The organism is Actinokineospora spheciospongiae (assembly GCF_000564855.1).
In the GTDB taxonomy this organism is placed as follows: Bacteria; Actinomycetota; Actinomycetes; order Mycobacteriales; family Pseudonocardiaceae; genus Actinokineospora; species Actinokineospora spheciospongiae.
Genome location: NZ_AYXG01000147.1, coordinates 65,958 through 82,684 on the forward strand (window position 1 = coordinate 65,958; position 16,727 = coordinate 82,684).

Annotated in this window: 16 protein-coding genes; 11 read left to right on the forward strand and 5 right to left on the reverse strand. The window is 72.4% G+C overall.

Annotated elements, in window-relative coordinates; translation table 11 throughout:
- Nucleotides 1–76: 76 nt before the first annotated feature.
- The 5 genes from UO65_RS19695 (at nt 77) to UO65_RS19715 (ending at nt 6,917) form a co-directional block, all read left to right on the forward strand.
- On the forward strand, nt 77–1,960 hold the full coding sequence (locus tag UO65_RS19695) for a methylmalonyl-CoA mutase family protein (protein WP_035284725.1): 1,884 nt from the start codon (nt 77–79) through the stop codon (nt 1,958–1,960).
- Complete coding sequence (gene scpA / locus UO65_RS19700) at nt 1,957–4,140, forward strand: methylmalonyl-CoA mutase (protein ID WP_035284726.1); 2,184 nt, start codon at nt 1,957–1,959, stop codon at nt 4,138–4,140. Before UO65_RS19695 ends, scpA begins: the two co-directional genes overlap by 4 nt.
- Nucleotides 4,133–5,131 (forward strand): methylmalonyl Co-A mutase-associated GTPase MeaB, encoded by a 999-nt coding sequence (meaB, locus tag UO65_RS19705; protein WP_035284728.1) that lies wholly within the window; start codon nt 4,133–4,135, stop codon nt 5,129–5,131. Before scpA ends, meaB begins: the two co-directional genes overlap by 8 nt.
- 46 nt (nt 5,132–5,177) lie before the next feature.
- A complete protein-coding gene (locus UO65_RS19710) occupies nt 5,178–5,426 on the forward strand; it encodes a hypothetical protein (protein ID WP_035284729.1) in 249 nt (82 codons plus the stop codon).
- 198 nt (nt 5,427–5,624) lie between these two features.
- Entirely contained in the window at nt 5,625–6,917 is a 1,293-nt protein-coding gene (locus UO65_RS19715) for an amidohydrolase (RefSeq protein WP_035284730.1), read from the forward strand.
- Nucleotides 6,918–6,935: 18 nt separating this feature from the next.
- Here UO65_RS19715 and UO65_RS19720 read toward each other — a convergent pair whose 3' ends face one another.
- Nucleotides 6,936–7,472 carry an AMIN-like domain-containing (lipo)protein gene (locus UO65_RS19720; RefSeq protein ID WP_035284734.1) on the reverse strand — a complete coding sequence of 179 codons (537 nt, stop codon included), beginning with the start codon at nt 7,470–7,472 and terminating at the stop codon, nt 6,936–6,938.
- Between the two features lie 57 nt (nt 7,473–7,529).
- Entirely contained in the window at nt 7,530–7,988 is a 459-nt protein-coding gene (locus UO65_RS19725; protein WP_035284736.1) for a gamma-glutamylcyclotransferase, read from the reverse strand.
- 151 nt (nt 7,989–8,139) lie between these two features.
- Between UO65_RS19725 and UO65_RS19730 the strand changes: the two genes are divergently transcribed.
- The 4 genes from UO65_RS19730 (at nt 8,140) to UO65_RS35980 (ending at nt 11,534) form a co-directional block, all read left to right on the forward strand.
- On the forward strand, nt 8,140–9,540 hold the full coding sequence (locus UO65_RS19730; protein ID WP_035284741.1) for an NAD(P)H-quinone dehydrogenase: 1,401 nt from the start codon (nt 8,140–8,142) through the stop codon (nt 9,538–9,540).
- A 3-nt stretch (nt 9,541–9,543) separates the two neighbouring features.
- Nucleotides 9,544–10,020, forward strand: coding sequence for a YfbM family protein (locus UO65_RS19735; RefSeq protein WP_035284743.1), 477 nt, complete (start codon nt 9,544–9,546; stop codon nt 10,018–10,020).
- Between the two features lie 366 nt (nt 10,021–10,386).
- Nucleotides 10,387–10,845 (forward strand): DUF4190 domain-containing protein, encoded by a 459-nt coding sequence (locus UO65_RS33465; RefSeq protein WP_052021382.1) that lies wholly within the window; start codon nt 10,387–10,389, stop codon nt 10,843–10,845.
- A 122-nt stretch (nt 10,846–10,967) separates the two neighbouring features.
- A complete protein-coding gene (locus tag UO65_RS35980) occupies nt 10,968–11,534 on the forward strand; it encodes a hypothetical protein (RefSeq protein WP_152552170.1) in 567 nt (188 codons plus the stop codon).
- A 45-nt stretch (nt 11,535–11,579) separates the two neighbouring features.
- On the opposite strand, the gene UO65_RS19750 is transcribed toward UO65_RS35980, so the two are convergent.
- Nucleotides 11,580–11,978 carry a hypothetical protein gene (locus tag UO65_RS19750; protein ID WP_152552171.1) on the reverse strand — a complete coding sequence of 133 codons (399 nt, stop codon included), beginning with the start codon at nt 11,976–11,978 and terminating at the stop codon, nt 11,580–11,582.
- On the opposite strand from UO65_RS19750, the gene UO65_RS19755 reads away from it, so the two are divergent.
- Nucleotides 11,955–12,236 (forward strand): hypothetical protein, encoded by a 282-nt coding sequence (locus UO65_RS19755; RefSeq protein WP_035284749.1) that lies wholly within the window; start codon nt 11,955–11,957, stop codon nt 12,234–12,236. The two genes, UO65_RS19750 and UO65_RS19755, sit on opposite strands and share 24 nt — an antisense overlap.
- Nucleotides 12,237–12,239: 3 nt before the next feature.
- Here UO65_RS19755 and glpK read toward each other — a convergent pair whose 3' ends face one another.
- Together glpK and UO65_RS19765 are read right to left on the reverse strand one after the other, a co-directional pair.
- Complete coding sequence (glpK, locus tag UO65_RS19760; protein WP_035284750.1) at nt 12,240–13,754, reverse strand: glycerol kinase GlpK; 1,515 nt, start codon at nt 13,752–13,754, stop codon at nt 12,240–12,242.
- Between the two features lie 47 nt (nt 13,755–13,801).
- Nucleotides 13,802–14,548, reverse strand: coding sequence for an MIP/aquaporin family protein (locus UO65_RS19765; RefSeq protein WP_084175906.1), 747 nt, complete (start codon nt 14,546–14,548; stop codon nt 13,802–13,804).
- 226 nt (nt 14,549–14,774) lie between these two features.
- Here UO65_RS19765 and UO65_RS19770 point away from each other — a divergent pair, with 226 nt between their 5' ends.
- Nucleotides 14,775–16,526, forward strand: coding sequence for a glycerol-3-phosphate dehydrogenase/oxidase (locus UO65_RS19770; RefSeq protein ID WP_035284751.1), 1,752 nt, complete (start codon nt 14,775–14,777; stop codon nt 16,524–16,526).
- Nucleotides 16,527–16,727: the final 201 nt, after the last annotated feature.

Below are 16,727 nucleotides of genomic sequence, written 5' to 3' on the forward strand. Positions count from 1 at the left end.
GGCGTTTGTCAACCGCGACCAGGTTCACAGCGTTGCCACCTGGTGTTGAGCACGGGTTTCCGTAGCATTGCGGGTCATGACACCCCCCTCCGCGCCGCAGGCCGAGCCGGACGAGCTGACGTTGGCCGGTGAGTTCGCCGAGGCCGCGCGCGAGCAGTGGCAGGAGCTCGTCGCGGGCGTCCTGCGCAAGTCGAACGCGGTGCCGGAGGGCTTCGACGAGTCGGTCGAGTCGCTGCTGTCCACCCGCACCTACGACGGTGTGACGCTCGCCCCGCTCTACACCGCCGAGGACACCGCTCCGCCCGCCGGTTTCCCCGGTCTGCCGCCGTTCACCCGCGGCGGCCGTCCGGAGGGGAACGTCGCGGGCGGGTGGGACGTGCGCCAGCGGCACGCCGACCCGGACCCGGCGGCCACCGCGAAGGCCGTGCTGTCGGACCTGGAGAACGGCGTCACCTCGCTGTGGCTGGTGCTCGGCGGGTCCGGCCTGCCGATCGCCTCCCTCGGCGACGTGCTCTCCGAGGTCTACCTGGACCTGGCCCCGGTCACCCTGGAGGCGGGGGCGGACTTCCGCGCCGCCGCCGGGGAACTGCTGCGGGTGCACACCGACAAGGGCATCCCGGCCAGCGAGGTCAAGGGCAACCTCGGCGCCGACCCGATCGGCCTGCACGCGCGCACCGGCTCCGGCGCCGACCTGCTCGGCGACGCCGCCGCGCTGGCCGCCGACACCGCCCGGCACCCGCTGCTGCGGGCCATCACCGTCGACGGCACCCCGTACCACCGCGCGGGCGGGTCGGACGCGGAAGAACTCGGCGCCGCGCTCGCCTCCGGCGTCGCCTACCTGCGGGCGCTGACCGAGGCCGGGCTCGACGTCGACACCGCCGCGGCCCGGCTGGAGTTCCGCTACGCCGCCACCGCCGACCAGTTCCTCACCATCGCCAAGCTGCGCGCCGCGCGCCGGTTGTGGGCCAGGGTCGCCGAGGTCAGCGGCATCTCGGCGGGAGCGGCCGCGCAGCGCCAGCACGCGGTCGGCAGCCCGGCCATGCAGACCCGCCGCGACCCGTGGGTGAACATGCTGCGCAGCACGCTGGCCTGCTTCGGCGCGGGGGTCGGCGGCGCGGACGCGGTCACCGTGCTCCCGTTCGACGCCGCGCTCGGCCTGCCCGACGCGTTCGCCAGGCGCATCGCCCGCAACACCCAGTCGGTGCTGCTGGAGGAGTCCAAACTGGCCGGTGTGATCGACCCGGCGGGCGGCTCCTGGTACGTGGAGCGGCTCTCCGACGAGCTGGCCAGGGCCGCGTGGTCCTGGTTCACCGAGATCGAGCGCGCGGGCGGGATCGTCGCCGCCCTGGACTCCGGCCTGGTCGGCGACCGGCTCGCGGCCACCTGGGCGGCCCGCTCGGCCAACCTGGCCACCCGGGCGGACGCGATCACCGGGGTCAGCGAGTTCCCGAACCTCGCCGAGAAGGCCGTGGTCCGCACCCCGGAACCGGTCGAGCCCGGCGGCGGCCTGCCCGCGGTCCGCTACGCCGAGGCCTACGAGGAGCTGCGCGACCGCTCCGACCGGGTCCTCGCCGAGACCGGCGCCCGCCCCAGGGTCTTCCTCGCCACGCTCGGCCCGGTCGCCGCGCACAACGCGCGCGCCGGGTTCGCCGCCAACCTGTTCCAGGCGGGCGGCGTCGAGACCGTGACCGGCGGGGTGATCTCCGACGCGGAGACCGCCGCCGCCCGCTTCGCCGAGAGCGGCGCCACCATCGCCTGCCTCTGCGGATCAGACAGGTCCTACACCGAGCTGGCAGGACCGGTGATCGAGGCGCTGCGCGGCGACGCCACCCGGTTGCTGCTGGCGGGCAAGCCGTCCGACGAGCACCTGCGCTCCGGTGTGGACGATTTCGTGTTCACCGGCTGCGACGCGCTGACGGTGCTGCGCACCACGCTGGAGACGTTGGGAGTCCCCGCATGAGCATCCCCGATTTCTCCGCCGTCGACCTCGGCGAGCCGGTCTCCCCGACCCCGGCCGACTGGCAGAAGGCGCTCGACGAGTCCACCGGCAAGGGCGCCGACGCCCTGGCCTGGGAGACCCCGGAGGGCATCGGCGTCAAGCCGGTCTACACCGCCGAGGACACCGCGGGCCTGGACTTCCTGGGCACCTACCCGGGCATCGCCCCGTACCTGCGCGGGCCGTACCCGACGATGTACGTCAACCAGCCGTGGACCATCCGCCAGTACGCCGGGTTCTCCACCGCCGAGGAGTCCAACGCCTTCTACCGGCGCAACCTCGCCGCCGGTCAGAAGGGGCTGTCGGTCGCCTTCGACCTGGCCACCCACCGCGGCTACGACTCCGACCACCCCCGGGTGGCCGGTGACGTGGGCATGGCGGGCGTGGCCATCGACTCCATCTACGACATGCGCCAGCTCTTCGACGGCATCCCGCTGGACAAGATGTCCGTTTCGATGACCATGAACGGCGCGGTGCTGCCGGTGCTGGCGCTCTACGTCGTCGCGGCCGAGGAGCAGGGGGTGACGCCGGACAAGCTCGCGGGGACCATCCAGAACGACATCCTCAAGGAGTTCATGGTCCGCAACACCTACATCTACCCGCCGCGGCCGTCGATGCGGATCATCTCCGACATCTTCTCCTTCACCTCCCAGCACATGCCGAAGTACAACTCCATCTCGATCTCCGGCTACCACATGCAGGAGGCCGGGGCGACCGCTGACCTGGAACTGGCCTACACCCTGGCCGACGGCGTGGAGTACATCCGGGCGGGCCGCGAGGCCGGGCTGGACGTGGACCGGTTCGCGCCGCGGCTGTCGTTCTTCTGGGCGATCGGCATGAACTTCTTCATGGAGGTCGCCAAGATGCGCGCGGCCCGGCTGCTGTGGGCCAAGCTGGTCAAGCAGTTCGAGCCGAAGTCGTCGAAGTCGCTGAGCCTGCGCACGCACTGCCAGACCTCCGGCTGGTCGCTGACCGCCCAGGACGTCTACAACAACGTCATCCGCACCTGCGTCGAGGCCATGGCCGCCACCCAGGGCCACACCCAGTCGCTGCACACCAACGCCCTCGACGAGGCGCTGGCGCTGCCCACGGACTTCTCCGCGCGCATCGCCCGCAACACCCAGCTCCTGCTGCAGCAGGAGTCCGGCACCACCCGGGTGATCGACCCGTGGGGCGGCAGCTCGTTCGTCGAGCGGCTGACCTACGACCTGGCCCGCAAGGCGTGGGGCCACATCAGCGAGGTGGAGGCCGCGGGCGGCATGGCGCAGGCCATCGACGCGGGCATCCCCAAGCTGCGGATCGAGGAGGCCGCCGCGCGCACCCAGGCGCGCATCGACTCCGGTCGCCAGCCGGTCATCGGCGTCAACAAGTACCGCGTGGACGAAGACGAGCAGATCGACGTGCTCAAGGTGGACAACGCCGGGGTGCGCGCCCAGCAGTTGGAGAAGCTGCGGCGGCTGCGCGAGGAGCGCGACAACGACGCCGTGCAGGGCAAGCTCGACGCGCTCACCCGGGCCGCCGACGCCGACGGCAACCTGCTGGAGCTGGCCATCGACGCGGCCCGCGCCAAGGCCACCGTCGGGGAGATCTCCGAGGCGCTGGGCAAGGTCTGGGGCCGCCACGCCGCGCAGATCCGCACGATCTCCGGCGTCTACCGGGACGAGGTGGGAGCCGGGGTGTCCAACGTGGACGGTGCGCGGGCGGTCGTGGACGCGTTCGCCGAGGCCGAGGGGCGCCGCCCGCGCATCCTGGTCGCCAAGATGGGCCAGGACGGGCACGACCGCGGCCAGAAGGTGATCGCCACCGCGTTCGCCGACCTCGGCTTCGACGTCGACGTGGGCCCGCTGTTCTCCACCCCCGGCGAGGTCGCGCGCCAGGCCGTGGAGGCCGACGTGCACATCGTCGGGGTCAACTCCCTCGCCGCCGGGCACCTGACGCTGGTGCCCGCGCTGCGCGAGGAGCTGGCCGGGCTGGGCCGCGACGACATCATGATCGTCGTCGGCGGGGTCATCCCGCCGCAGGACTTCGACGAGCTGCGGGCCGCGGGCGCGGCGGCGATCTTCCCGCCGGGCACCGTGATCGCCGACGCCGCCGCCGAGCTGCTGCGCAAGCTCGGCGATCAGCACGGGTACGAGCTTGGCTAGGCTGCCCGACCTGGATTCGCTGGTCAAGGGCGTGCTGGCCGGGGACAGGGCCCTGCTGTCGCGGGCCATCACCCTGGTGGAGTCCCGGCGGGCCGACCACCGCGCGCTCGCCCAGGAGCTGCTCGTCGAGCTGCTCCCGCACGCGGGCGGCGCGCACCGGGTCGGCATCACCGGGGTCCCCGGCGTCGGCAAGTCGACCTTCATCGACGCGCTCGGCACCAACCTGACCGGCGCGGGCAGGCGGGTCGCGGTGCTGGCCGTCGACCCGTCCTCGACCCGGACCGGCGGCAGCATCCTGGGCGACAAGACCAGGATGCAGCGGCTGGCGGTGGACCCGGCCGCCTTCATCCGCCCCTCGCCCACCTCCGGCACGCTCGGCGGCGTCGCCCAGGCCACCCGCGAGACCATCGTGCTGATGGAGGCGGCGGGCTTCGACACCGTGCTGGTGGAGACCGTCGGCGTCGGGCAGTCGGAGACGACCGTGGCCAACATGGTCGACTGCTTCCTGTTCCTCACCCTCGCCCGCACCGGCGACCAGCTCCAGGGCATCAAGAAGGGCGTGCTGGAGCTGGCCGACGTCATCGCGGTCAACAAGGCCGACGGCGAGCACGCCCGCGACGCGCAGAAGGCGGCCCGCGAGCTGGCCGGGGCGCTGCGGCTGCTGCGCTCGCCGGAGGCCACCTGGACGCCGCCGGTGCTGACGTGCAGCGGCCAGGAGAACGTGGGGCTGGACACGCTGTGGGAGCAGGTCGAGCAGCACCACAAGGTCCTCGACGGGTCCGGGGAGCTGGCCGAGAAGCGGCGCACCCAGCAGGTCGACTGGACCTGGTCGATGGTCCACGACACCCTGCTGTCGCGGCTGCGCGAGCACCCGGCGGTCCGCGCGCTCACCCCGTCGGTCGAACGGCGGGTGCGCGACGGCGAACTGACCGCCACCCTGGCCGCGCAGAAGATCCTTTCGGCCTTCGCGGAGCGTGAGCGGTCCGACTAACCTGGTGGTCGTCCCGTTACGCTCCCGACCCTGGAGGCAGGCCCCCATGGCCGTCCGCGCGACCAAGCTGCTGCTCGCGGTGTTCGTCGTGTTCCTGCTCGGCGCCGCGCCCGCCGGTGCGAGCGCCCTCGCCCAGCCGCCGACGACGACGACCGCCCCGGCCGGACCGGTGATCGACGCGCCCAGCGAGGCCGACACGGCCAAGACCCGCAACAACCTGATCATCGGCGCGGTCGCGGTGGTGCTGCTCGGCATCGTCATCTACGGCAACCGGAAGCGGGCCAAGAAGAAGTAGCGGCGGTTCGGCTCAGCGGACGCCCGGTCGACTTGATCATCGAATTCGGTCTCACCGAAGCCGGTCGCCCGCTCGGCGCAGCGCGCGGACCGCGGACCGCGCCGGGGTGGGCGAGGACACGGTGCCCGGACCGGATGGGGCAGGATCGTCCCCGATGGACACCGCAGCCCAAGCCCAGTACACCGTCGGAGGGATCGCGTGACCGTGCTGTACTCGCGCCCCGACCTGCCCGCGGACGACGACTCCGGGACACCGGGAGGTGATCCCGCTGTGCTGATCTCCCCGAGTGGGGTCAGTATGCCCCCTGTGGAGGATCTCGGAGCGGGCCGCGGCCCCGACTGGCTCGACGGGTGGCTGGCCGCCAACTCCGGCGACGTGCTCGCCTGGTTCCGCCACCTGCACGCCAACCCGGAGCTGTCCCGGCAGGAGTTCGCCACCACCGAACTGGTCGCGGGCCTGCTCAAGTCGGCGGGCCTGCAACCGCAGGTCCTGCCCGGCGGCACCGGCCTGGTCTGCGACATCGGCACCGGCGGGCGCTGCGTCGCGCTGCGCGCCGACATGGACGCGCTGCCGATGACCGAGGCCACCGGCCTGCCGCACGCGGCCACCGAGCCCGGCGCCTGCCACGCCTGCGGCCACGACGCGCACACCACGATCCTGCTGGCCACCGCGCTGGCGCTGGCGAGCGCGCCGGAGCTGCCCGGCCGCATCCGGCTGATCTTCCAGCCCGCCGAGGAGGTCATGCCCGGCGGCGCCCTGGAGGTCATCGACGCGGGCGGCCTCGACGGCGTCGACCGGATCTTCGGCCTGCACTGCGACCCGAGGCTGGAGGTCGGCAGGGTCGGCACCCGGGTCGGCGCCATCACCTCCGCCACGGACCTGCTGGAGCTGCACCTCACCTCCCCCGGCGGCCACACCTCCCGCCCGCACCTCACCGCCGACTTGGTGCACGCCCTCGGCACGGTCATCACCGGCCTGCCCGCGCTGCTGTCGCGCCGCGTCGACCCCCGCTCCGGCACCGTCCTGGTGTGGGGCGCGGTGCACGCGGGCGAGGCGCCCAACGCCGTCCCGCGCGAGGGCCTGCTGCGCGGCACCCTGCGCACCGGCGACCACTCGATCTGGGCCGAGCTGGAACCGCTGGTCGCGGGCCTGGTGCAGTCGCTGCTGGTGCCCACCGGCGTCGGCTACGACCTGCACCACCGCCGCGGCGTCCCGCCGGTGCTCAACGACGCGGACAGCACCGAGATCCTGGACAACGCCGTCGCCGCCGCCCTCGGCGAGGGGGCGCTCACCACCACCAACCAGTCCAGCGGCGGCGAGGACTTCGGCTGGTACCTGCAGCACCGCGCGGGCTCGTTCATGCGCCTGGGCGTCTGGCCGGGCGAGGGCCCGATGCGCGACCTGCACCAGCCCACGTTCCAGCTCGACGAGCGCGCCCTGCTCACCGGCGTGCGGGTGATGACGCACACCGCGCTGGCGGCGCTCGCCTGAGCCGTTCCGCCCGGGCGGTCACCACTGGTGGGCGACGTCCACCACGAGCCGAGGCGGGTCGCTGAGCACCAGCACCCGGAACGGCAGCCGCGCGCGGACACCCACGCCGAGGCCGGTCTGGCCCTCGAACGAGCCCGCCCACGCCACCTGCCGCAGCGTCGGCAGGCCGGTCGCGTCCACCAGCTCGGCCCGGTTCGCCGGGAGGTAGGTGGGGTTCCCGGCGTCGTCGTACGCCGGGTTCTCCGCGACGACCTGGAGGAAGGCGCCACCGCGCAGGGGGACCGGGTCGCCGGTGGGGTCCTCGAAGACCTCCGGCACGTACCTGACGTGGTAGCCGCTGGTGGCGGTCACGTCGAGCACCAGGCGGTCGAAGCACGGCTGGGTGCCCGCGCGGACACCGGTCAGCGGCCCGTACGCGGTGGCCGGGGCGTCCTTCGGCCCGGAACCCCAGGTGATCCCGCAGTACGGGGTCGCCGCGGTGGCGGTGGTGGCGGGCAAGAGCGCGGCGGCGGCGGTCGCGGCCACCAGGGCGATGCGGAAGGCGTTTCGTCTCATACCCGACAAATTTCGTCTCATACCCGACAAGACGTGCGACCCTCGCCCTGGGTTGTGTCAGCTCGTGGCGGGACCGATCCCGCTGCACGGTCGGATGCGCAGGTCGGCCACGTAGTCCGCGGGCGCCCCGGCGGCCTCCGCCGCGTCGGCCATCACGCCCAGGTAGCGGGCCGAGGGCAGACCGCCCTCGTAGGCGGCCAGCACGTACAGCCAGGCCAGCACCGACCCCTCCAGCGTCTGCACCCGCAACCGGATCTTCGAGTGCAGCCCCAGCTCGGAGCCCTCCCACCGGTCCAGGTCCTGCTCGTCGTCGGTGACGTCGTAGAGCACGACGAACACCTGCGAGTCCGGGTCCTCGACGATGGTGGCCAGCGCGCCCTCCCAGCCGATGTCCTCACCGCCGAAGGTCAGCCGCCAGCCCACCAGCCAGCCGGTGCCCGCCATCGGCGAGTGCGGGGCACGTTCCATCATCTGGCCCGGGTCCATGTTCGACCCGTAGGCGGCGTAGAGCGGCACGTCGACAGCCTAGCGACGATGGCGCCGAACGCCAGGCAGCCGCGCGGTGGATCACCATTTCGCGGCCACCCGCCACGGCCCCGCGACCGCCCGCATATGGTGTTCGTGGACGTCAGCGGCGTTTTTGCCAGTTCGTGCGAAGGAGGACCTGGTGACCCGGATCGTGATCATGGGTGGGGGTCCGGCCGGTTATGAGGCCGCCCTGGTCGCCGCGCAGCACGGGGCCGAGGTCACCGTGGTCGAGCGCGAGGGCCTCGGTGGCGCCTGCGTGCTCTACGACTGCGTGCCGTCGAAGACCTTCATCGCCTCCGCCAGCGCCCGGGTCGCCTTCCGCGGCGCCGACGAACTCGGCATCGGCGTGGACGACGTGGACTCCACCGTGCACCTGCCGGTCGTCCGCGGCCGGGTCCGCGGCCTGGCGCTGGCGCAGTCCGCCGACGTCCGCAACCGGGTGCAGCGCGAGGGCGTGCGGGTGGTGCACGGGGAGGCCCGCTTCTGCGACCCGCACACCGGCATGGCCAGCCACCGGGTGCGCATCGAGTCCCGCGGCGAGTCCGAGGTGGTCGAGGCCGACGTGGTGCTGGTCGCCACCGGGGCCACCCCCCGGGTCATCCCCGGCGCGGAGCCGGACGGCAAGCGGGTGCTGGACTGGCGCCAGATCTACGACCTGGAGGAACTGCCCGAGCACCTGGTGGTGGTCGGCTCCGGGGTCACCGGCGCCGAGTTCGCCTCCGCGTTCATCGAGATGGGCGTGAAGGTCACCGTCATCTCCAGCCGCGACCGGGTGCTGCCGCACGAGGACGCCGACGCCGCCGCGGTGCTGGAGGACGTGTTCGCCGAGCGCGGCACCACCCTGGTCAAGCACGCCCGCGCGGAGCGCATCGACCGCGACGGCACCGGGGTCACCGTGCACCTCAAGGGCGGCGAGGTCGTGCGGGGCAGCCACGCGCTGATGACCGTCGGGTCCATCCCCAATACCGACGACATCGGCCTGGACAGGATCGGCCTCGCCCCGGGCGACGGCGGCTTCCTCAAGGTCGACCGGGTCTCGCGGACCGGCGTCCCCGGCGTCTACGCGGCGGGCGACTGCACCGGCGTGCTCATGCTGGCGTCCGTCGCGGCCATGCAGGGCCGCATCGCCATGTGGCACGCGCTCGGCGAGGGGGTGGCCCCGATCAAGCTCAAGACCGTCGCGGCGAACGTGTTCACCCACCCGGAGATCGCCACCGTCGGCATCAACCAGCAGGCCATCGACGCGGGCACGGTCCCCGCGCGCACCGTCATGCTGCCGCTGGCGACCAACGCCAGGGCCAAGATGGAGGGCCTGCGCCGCGGCTTCGTGAAGCTGTTCTGCCGCCCGGCCACCGGGGTGGTCATCGGCGGGGTGATCGTGGCGCCGCGGGCGAGCGAGCTGATCCTGCCCATCGCGCTGGCCGTGCAGAACCAGTTGACGGTGGACGACCTGGCGCTGACCTTCTCGGTCTACCCGTCGCTGTCGGGGTCGATCACCGAGGCGGGCCGCCAGCTCATGCGCCACGACGACCTGGACTGACCCATGGGGATGATCGGCCACTACGTCCGCCTGCCCGCGCCGGACGTCGACCGCGCCCGGTCCGACCGCGGCTGGGTGCTCGGCCTGTTCCACGACCCGGCGTACGCCGACCGGGTCCTCGACACGGACAAGGCCTGGCACGGCGTCCAGTTCCTGCTGGAGCGCTCGGGTGCGCCGGTGGACCCGGTGTTCGGCGGCGCGGAACTGGCGGGACCGCCCGGGACCGCACCGGAGGAAGCGGTGCTGGAGTTCCCGCCCACCCGGGTCGCGGCCATCGCCGCGCACCTGTCGGCGACGCCGTTCGACCTGCTCGCCGCCCACTTCGACCCGGCGGAACTCACCGGTGCGGGCGTCTACCCGATGATCTGGGAGGACCCGGAGGAAGACCTCGCCTACCTCGGCGGCGCCTACCGGGGACTGGTGGAGCTGTTCACCGCGGCGGCGGCCGGGGGCGACACTGTGTTGTTGTGGATTAGCTGACCGTTGCCGAGCGTTGCCATTTTTAGCAAGATCGGGTGAAAGAGATCGACTAGTCTGGTCACCACCGGATGGAAGCGGTACTCATAGTGGTCCTGTTGCGCCACAGGTCGTGCTGGAGGCCACCATGTCTGCTCGGTCGGAGTGCCCGGAGTGCCTGGGATCGGGCCTCGCCCCGAACCGCCGCGATTTCTGCCCGCGCTGCGGGGGGATCGGCCAGGTCCCGAAGAGCGTGTCTGAGCGTGAAACGCTGCGCCCCGGATGCCGATGAAGTGGACGATCACCGCCACCCGACCAGAGCAGCGCCGTAACGCAGGGCGCCACTCTCGCGACTGATGGTAGCGAACCACCAGCAGAGAGGCGCCCACCATGAGCCACCCGCACCCGGACTCGACCCCTGCCCAGCCCCACTCGGAGCCGTTCCCGGCCCAGGCCCACTCGGAGCCGTTCCCCGCGCAGCCGTACGCGGAGCCCCACCCCGTGCAGGCCTACTCCGAGCCCTTCCCGGCGCAGGCCTACCCGCAGGCCCCGCCGCAGATGGCCGCCCCGATGATGGGCTACCACCAGATGGTGCCGCCGCAGAACGGCATCGGCACCGCGGGCTTCGTCACCGGCCTGCTCGGCCTGCTCTTCAGTTGGCTCGGCATCGTCGGCCTCATCCTGTGCATCATCGGCGTCTCCCTGTCCGGCGTCGGCATCTCCAAGGCCAACAAGGGCCAGGCGACCAACAAGGGCCTCGCCGTCGCGGGCCTGGTCTGCGGCGTCATCGGCCTCGCCATCGACGTCATCGTGATCATCGCGGTCGCCTCGGTGTTCGCCTCCGTCTAGGCGGCCCACCCGGGCGCCGTCCGGGGCGGCGGCCCTCCCGCCGCCCCGACACCCACCCCTCACGTTCCCGCCACGGTGCGCGATCATCCGGTGAAAGCCCCACGGCACCGGAGAGCGAATCTGTGAACCAGCCCTACCCCGGCCAGTACCCGGGTGTCCCACCCCAGTCAGGCCCCTTCCCCCAGCCGGGCCACCCGCAGGGGCCACCGCAGCAGGGCGCCTACCCACCGCCGGGGTATCCGCCGCCGGGGTACCCGCAGTCGGGCGGCTTCCCGCAGCCGAGTTTCCCGCAGCAACCCGGTGGCCAGCCGCAGCCCGGGTACCCGCCGCAGCCCGGTCACTTCCCCCAGGGCGGGCCGCAGTACCCGCCGCAGTGGGGGCCCGGCCACCCGCAGCAGTACGCCCGGTACCCGGGTGGTCCGATGCCCGCCCCGGTCAACGTCCACGCGTTCGTCGGGCTCGGGTGCACCGGGCTGGGGATGGTGTTCCTGCTCCTCCTGCCGGTCTCGACGGTCTTCACCCTCGCCCTCCTGCCCGTGGGCGTGGTGTTCTCCAGCATCGGCCTGGTGAAGGCGAACAAGGGCGCCATGGGCAACAAGACGCTGGCCATCGCCGCCTTCGCCGTGAGCATCCTGGCCGTGCTGGTGATCCTGGTCCTGATCCTGGTGAACGTTCTCGTGCGCCTCTAGGTCCGGTTCGCGTCCCGCCCCTCACGTTCCCGCCACAGTGCGCGATCATCCGGTGAAAGCCCCACGGCACCGGAGAGCGCACCTGTGAACCAGCCCCACCCCGGCCAGTACCCGGGTGTCCCACCCCAGCCAGGCTCTTTCCCCCAGCCGGGCCACCCCCAGGGACCACCCCAACAGGGTGGCCACCCGCCGCCTGGGTACCCGCAGTCGGGTGGCTTCCCGCAGCCGGGTTTCCCGCAGCAGCCCGGTGGTCAGCCGCAGCCCGGATTCCCGCCGCCCGGCCACCCGCCGCCGGGCCGTCACCCGCAGCAGCAGCCGCCGCCCGGGTACCCGCCGCAGCAGTACGGCCCGCCGCAGTTCCACGGCAGGCACCCGGGTGGCCCGCCGCAGCCCCACGGCCAGTACCCGAGCGGGCCGCCGGTGCCGCTGCCGCGCAACACCCACGCTTTCACCTCGCTCGGGCTCTCCGGTGCGAGCGCGCTCCTGGTGCTGCTGGGCCTGGTGATCCGCCTAGGTGACACCTTGTCCGCGCTGGGCTCGCTGTGCTGGATCGCGGGCCTGGTGTTTTCGATCATCGGTGTGGTGAAGGCCAGGAGGGGTGCGATGGGCGACCGTGCTTCGGCCACCGCGGCCCTCGTCGTGAGCATCGTGCTGACCCTGGCCCTCATCGCCCTGAGCGTCGTCGAGGCGGTCCTGCGCTGACGGTCAGTCGTCGTCCTCGACCCAGTCGAAGGTGCGGGTGACGGCCTTCTTCCACTTCGTGAAGGTCTTCTCCCGCTCCGCCTCGTCCAGCGACGGGGTCCACTCCTTGTCCTTGGCCCAGTTGTTGCGGATGTCGTCCTCGCCCGCCCAGAAGCCGACCGCGAGGCCCGCGGCGTAGGCGGCGCCGAGGGCGGTGGTCTCCGCGACCACCGGGCGGATGACCGGCACGCCCAGGATGTCGGCCTGGAACTGCATCAGCAGCTCGTTGACCACCATCCCGCCGTCGACCTTCAGCGACTTGAGGGGGACGCCGGAGTCGGCGTTCATCGCCTCGATCACCTCGCGGCTCTGGTAGGCCGTGGCCTCCAGGACCGCGCGGGCCAGGTGGCCCTTGTTGATGTAGCGGGTGAGGCCGACGATCGCGCCGCGCGCGTCCGAGCGCCAGTAGGGGGCGAACAGGCCGGAGAAGGCGGGGACGAAGTAGCAGCCGCCGTTGTCGTCCACCGAGCGGGCGTGGTCCTCGATCTCGGCGGCGCTGCCGATCATGCCCAGGTTGTCGCGAATCCACTGCACCAGGGAGCCGGTGACCGCGATCGAGCCCTCCAGCGCGTACACCGGGGCGTTGTCGCCGATCTTGTAGCAGACCGTGGTGAGCAGGCCGTTCTCGCTCATCACCTGCTCGGTTCCGGTGTTGAGCAGCACGAAGTTGCCGGTGCCGTAGGTGTTCTTGGCCTCGCCCGGCGACAGGCAGGCCTGGCCGAAGGTGGCCGCCTGCTGGTCGCCCAGGATGCCCGCGATGGGCACGCCCGCCAGCGCGCCGCGCTCGCGCACCTTGCCGTAGACCTCCGAGGAGGAGCGGATCTCCGGCAGCATCGACAGCGGGATGCCCATCTCCGCGGCGATGTCGGCGTCCCAGGACAGGGTGGACAGGTCCATCAGCAGCGTGCGGGAGGCGTTGGTGGGGTCGGTGACGTGCAGGCCGCCGTCGACGCCTCCGGTCATGTTCCACAGCACCCAGGTGTCCATGTTGCCGAACAGCAGCTCGCCCGCCTCGGCCCGCTCCCGGGCGCCCTCGACGTTGTCGAGAATCCACTTGACCTTGGGGCCGGAGAAGTAGGTGGCCAGCGGCAGCCCCGTCTTCTGCCGGTAGCGCTCCTGGCCGCCGCCCAGGTTGCCCAGTTCGGTGGCGATCCGGTCGGTGCGGGTGTCCTGCCAGACGATGGCGTTGTGGACCGGCTCGCCGGTCTTGCGGTCCCACACCACCGCGGTCTCGCGCTGGTTGGTGATGCCCACCGCGGCGATGTCGGCCGCGGTCAGGTCGGCCTTGGCCAGCGCGCCCGCGGCCACCGCCCTGGTGTTCTCCCACACCTCGGCCGGGTTGTGCTCGACCCACCCCGCCCTGGGGAAGATCTGCTCGTGTTCGCGCTGGTCGACCGCGACCACCTCGCCCGCGTGGCTGAAGATCATGCAGCGGGTGGAGGTGGTGCCCTGGTCGATCGCGGCGACGTACGTGGTCATCTGCTGGATCAGCCTTTCAGTCGCTCAGGAGGAGGACGGTCTCTCGGTCAGGCGGCCTGGGGCAAGACCTGGAACAGCAGGCCCGCCAGCACCGCGCCGACGAGCGGCCCCACCACCGGCACCCAGGAGTACCCCCAGTCGGCGCTGCCCTTGCCCTTGATCGGCAGCACCGCGTAGGCCAGGCGCGGGCCGAGGTCGCGCGCCGGGTTGATGGCGTAGCCGGTGGGGCCGCCGAGGGAGTTGCCGATGCCGATGACCACGAACATCACCGCCGCGTAGCCCAGCGCGCCGTTGCCGAAGGCGGGCACGCCACCCTCCCCGGCCTTGGCCGCCGGGCTGGTCAGGACCCACAGGACCAGCACGAAGGTGCCGATGACCTCGGTGAGCACGTTCCACGGCAGGTTCCGCACGGTGGGCCCGGTGGCGAAGATGCCCAGGGTGCCCTCCGGCTCGTCGTGGTCGTCGAACTGGAGCTTGTAGGTCAGCCAGCACAGCACGGCGCCGAGGAAGGCGCCCACCAGTTCACCGATCAGGTACGCCGGGACGTCGCCCCAGGGCAGCTTGCCCGCGCTGAGCAGTCCGACGGTGACCGCCGGGTTCAGGTGCGCCCCGGTGGGCGCGGCGATGCTGGCACCGATGAACACGGCCATGCCCCAGCCCATGTTGACCAGCAGCCAGCCGCCCTGGAACCCGAGCGACTTGCGCAGCACCGTGTTGGCGACGACACCGCAGCCGAGCAGCGTCAGCGCGGCGGTGCCCATCAACTCCCAGAGGACGATCTCCCCGAAACCCACCGACCGGACTCCCCTCGACGGGGGCGGCCCACATGCCAAACCGGTCGGGCCGGCCGCGGTGCCTACCCTGAGCGAGACCGGACGTTACCGCCAAGTACGGGCCGCTGTCCATGGCACGTGTGGCGCTCTGCACTGCTTTCGCCAGGAGGATTGCGCGCGGGGTGCGCGTGTCGCGGGTAGCGTTGGCGATGTCCGATTCCGATGGCGGGAGAGCAGGAGCCAGACCATGGCCGACGAGCCGACCAGCCGGTCCACACCGGACACCGACGCCGGTGGCCTCGGCCCCGCCGACCGCGCCGAGGCGTGGCGCAGGCTGGGTTCGGAGACCTTCGACGTGGTGGTGGTCGGCGGTGGCGTCGTCGGCGCCGGTGCCGCGCTCGACGCCGCGACCCGCGGTCTGCGGGTGGCCCTGGTCGAGGCCCGCGACCTCGCCTCCGGCACGTCCAGCCGCTCCAGCAAGCTGTTCCACGGCGGACTGCGCTACCTGGAGCAACTGGAGTTCGGGTTGGTCCGCGAGGCGCTGCGGGAGCGGGAGCTGATGCTGACCCGGCTCGCCCCGCACCTGGTGAAGCCGGTGAGCTTCCTGTACCCGCTGCGCCACCGGGTGTGGGAGCGCCCGTACACCGCCGCCGGGCTGTTCCTCTACGACTCCATGGGCGGCGCCCGCTCGGTGCCCGGGCAGAAGCACCTCACCCGCGCGGGCGCGCTGCGGCTGATCCCGTCGCTCAAGCGGGACGCCCTGATCGGCGGCATCCGCTACTACGACGCGCAGGCCGACGACGCCCGGCACACGATGACGGTCGCGCGCACGGCCGCGCACTACGGCGCCGTGGTCCGCACCTCCACCCAGGTGGTCGACTTCCTGCACGAGGCCGACCGGGTCACCGGGGTCCGGGTGCGCGACGCCGAGGGCGGCGAGTCGGTCGACGTGCGGGCCGGGGTGGTCATCAACTGCACCGGCGTGTGGACCGACGAGTTGCAGCGCGCCTCCGGGTCGCGCGGGCGGTTCCGGGTCCGGGCGAGCAAGGGCGTGCACATCGTCGTGCCCCGGGACCGGATCGTCGCCGAGGACACCGGGCTCATCCTGCGCACGGAGAAGTCGGTGCTGTTCGTCATCCCGTGGCGCAACCACTGGATCGTGGGCACGACCGACACGGACTGGAACCTCGACCTGGCCCACCCGGCGGCGACGAAGAAGGACATCGACTACATCCTCGACCACGTCAACTCGGTGCTGGCCACGCCACTGACGCACGACGACATCGAAGGCGTGTACGCGGGCCTGCGGCCGCTGCTGGCCGGGGAGAGCGAGGAGAGTTCCAAGCTCTCCCGCGAGCACGCCGTGGCCCGGGTAGCCCCCGGCCTGGTCGCCATCGCCGGGGGCAAGTACACGACCTACCGGGTCATGGCCGCCGACGCGGTCGACGCCGCAGCGGTCGACCTGCCCGGGCGGCTGCGACCCTCGATCACCGACCAGGTCCCGCTGCTGGGCGCCGACGGGTACCACGCGCTGGTCAACCAGGCGGACCTGCTGGCCGCCCGGCACGGGGTGCACCCGTACCGGGTGCGGCACCTGCTGGACCGGTACGGGTCGCTGGTGCACGAGGTGCTGGCGCTCGCCGAGTCCGACCCGGACCTGCTGAAGCCGGTGGAGGAGGCGCCCGACTACCTGCGGGCTGAGATCGTCTACGCGGCCAGCCACGAGGGGGCGCTGCACCTGGAGGACGCGTTGGCTCGGCGGACGCGGATCTCCATCGAGTACCCGCACCGGGGGATTGCCTGCGCGGAGCAGGTGGCCGGGTTGATGGGCGGGGTGCTCGGGTGGGACGAGGCTGAGCGGAAGCGGGAAGTGGAGATCTACCTGGCTCGGGTGGAGGCTGAGCGGGATTCGCAGACGCTGCCGGGGGATGAGGCCGCGGATGCGACCCGGTCTGCCGCGCCCGAGTCCCGGCCGTACCTGCTGGAGCCGGTGATCTAGCGGGCTGCGGGGATCGCGGCGGGTCTGCTCCGGGCCTGGGGCTGGGCCTGGGCTTTGGGTCCGGGGCGGTGGGTCCGCGTGGCGGTGTTTTCGAGCCCAGGATCTTGGTGTGCCCGGTCGTTTCTTCAAGCCGCGGTCGTTTGTCGTTGTGGTGCCCGGCTGGGTGGATGTGTTTGGCCGGGGCCCCTATGGCGATCATGT

What these genes read in the sequence shown, in the direction of transcription:
- UO65_RS19695 (WP_035284725.1), top strand. Translation starts at nt 77, where the DNA reads ATGACACCCCCCTCCGCGCCGCAGGCCGAGCCGGACGAGCTGACGTTG.
- scpA (WP_035284726.1), top strand. Translation starts at nt 1,957, where the DNA reads ATGAGCATCCCCGATTTCTCCGCCGTCGACCTCGGCGAGCCGGTCTCC.
- UO65_RS19710 (WP_035284729.1), top strand. Translation starts at nt 5,178, where the DNA reads ATGGCCGTCCGCGCGACCAAGCTGCTGCTCGCGGTGTTCGTCGTGTTC.
- UO65_RS19720 (WP_035284734.1), bottom strand. Translation starts at nt 7,472, where the DNA reads ATGAGACGAAACGCCTTCCGCATCGCCCTGGTGGCCGCGACCGCCGCC.
- UO65_RS19735 (WP_035284743.1), top strand. Translation starts at nt 9,544, where the DNA reads ATGGGGATGATCGGCCACTACGTCCGCCTGCCCGCGCCGGACGTCGAC.
- UO65_RS33465 (WP_052021382.1), top strand. Translation starts at nt 10,387, where the DNA reads ATGAGCCACCCGCACCCGGACTCGACCCCTGCCCAGCCCCACTCGGAG.
- glpK (WP_035284750.1), bottom strand. Translation starts at nt 13,754, where the DNA reads ATGACCACGTACGTCGCCGCGATCGACCAGGGCACCACCTCCACCCGC.
- UO65_RS19770 (WP_035284751.1), top strand. Translation starts at nt 14,775, where the DNA reads ATGGCCGACGAGCCGACCAGCCGGTCCACACCGGACACCGACGCCGGT.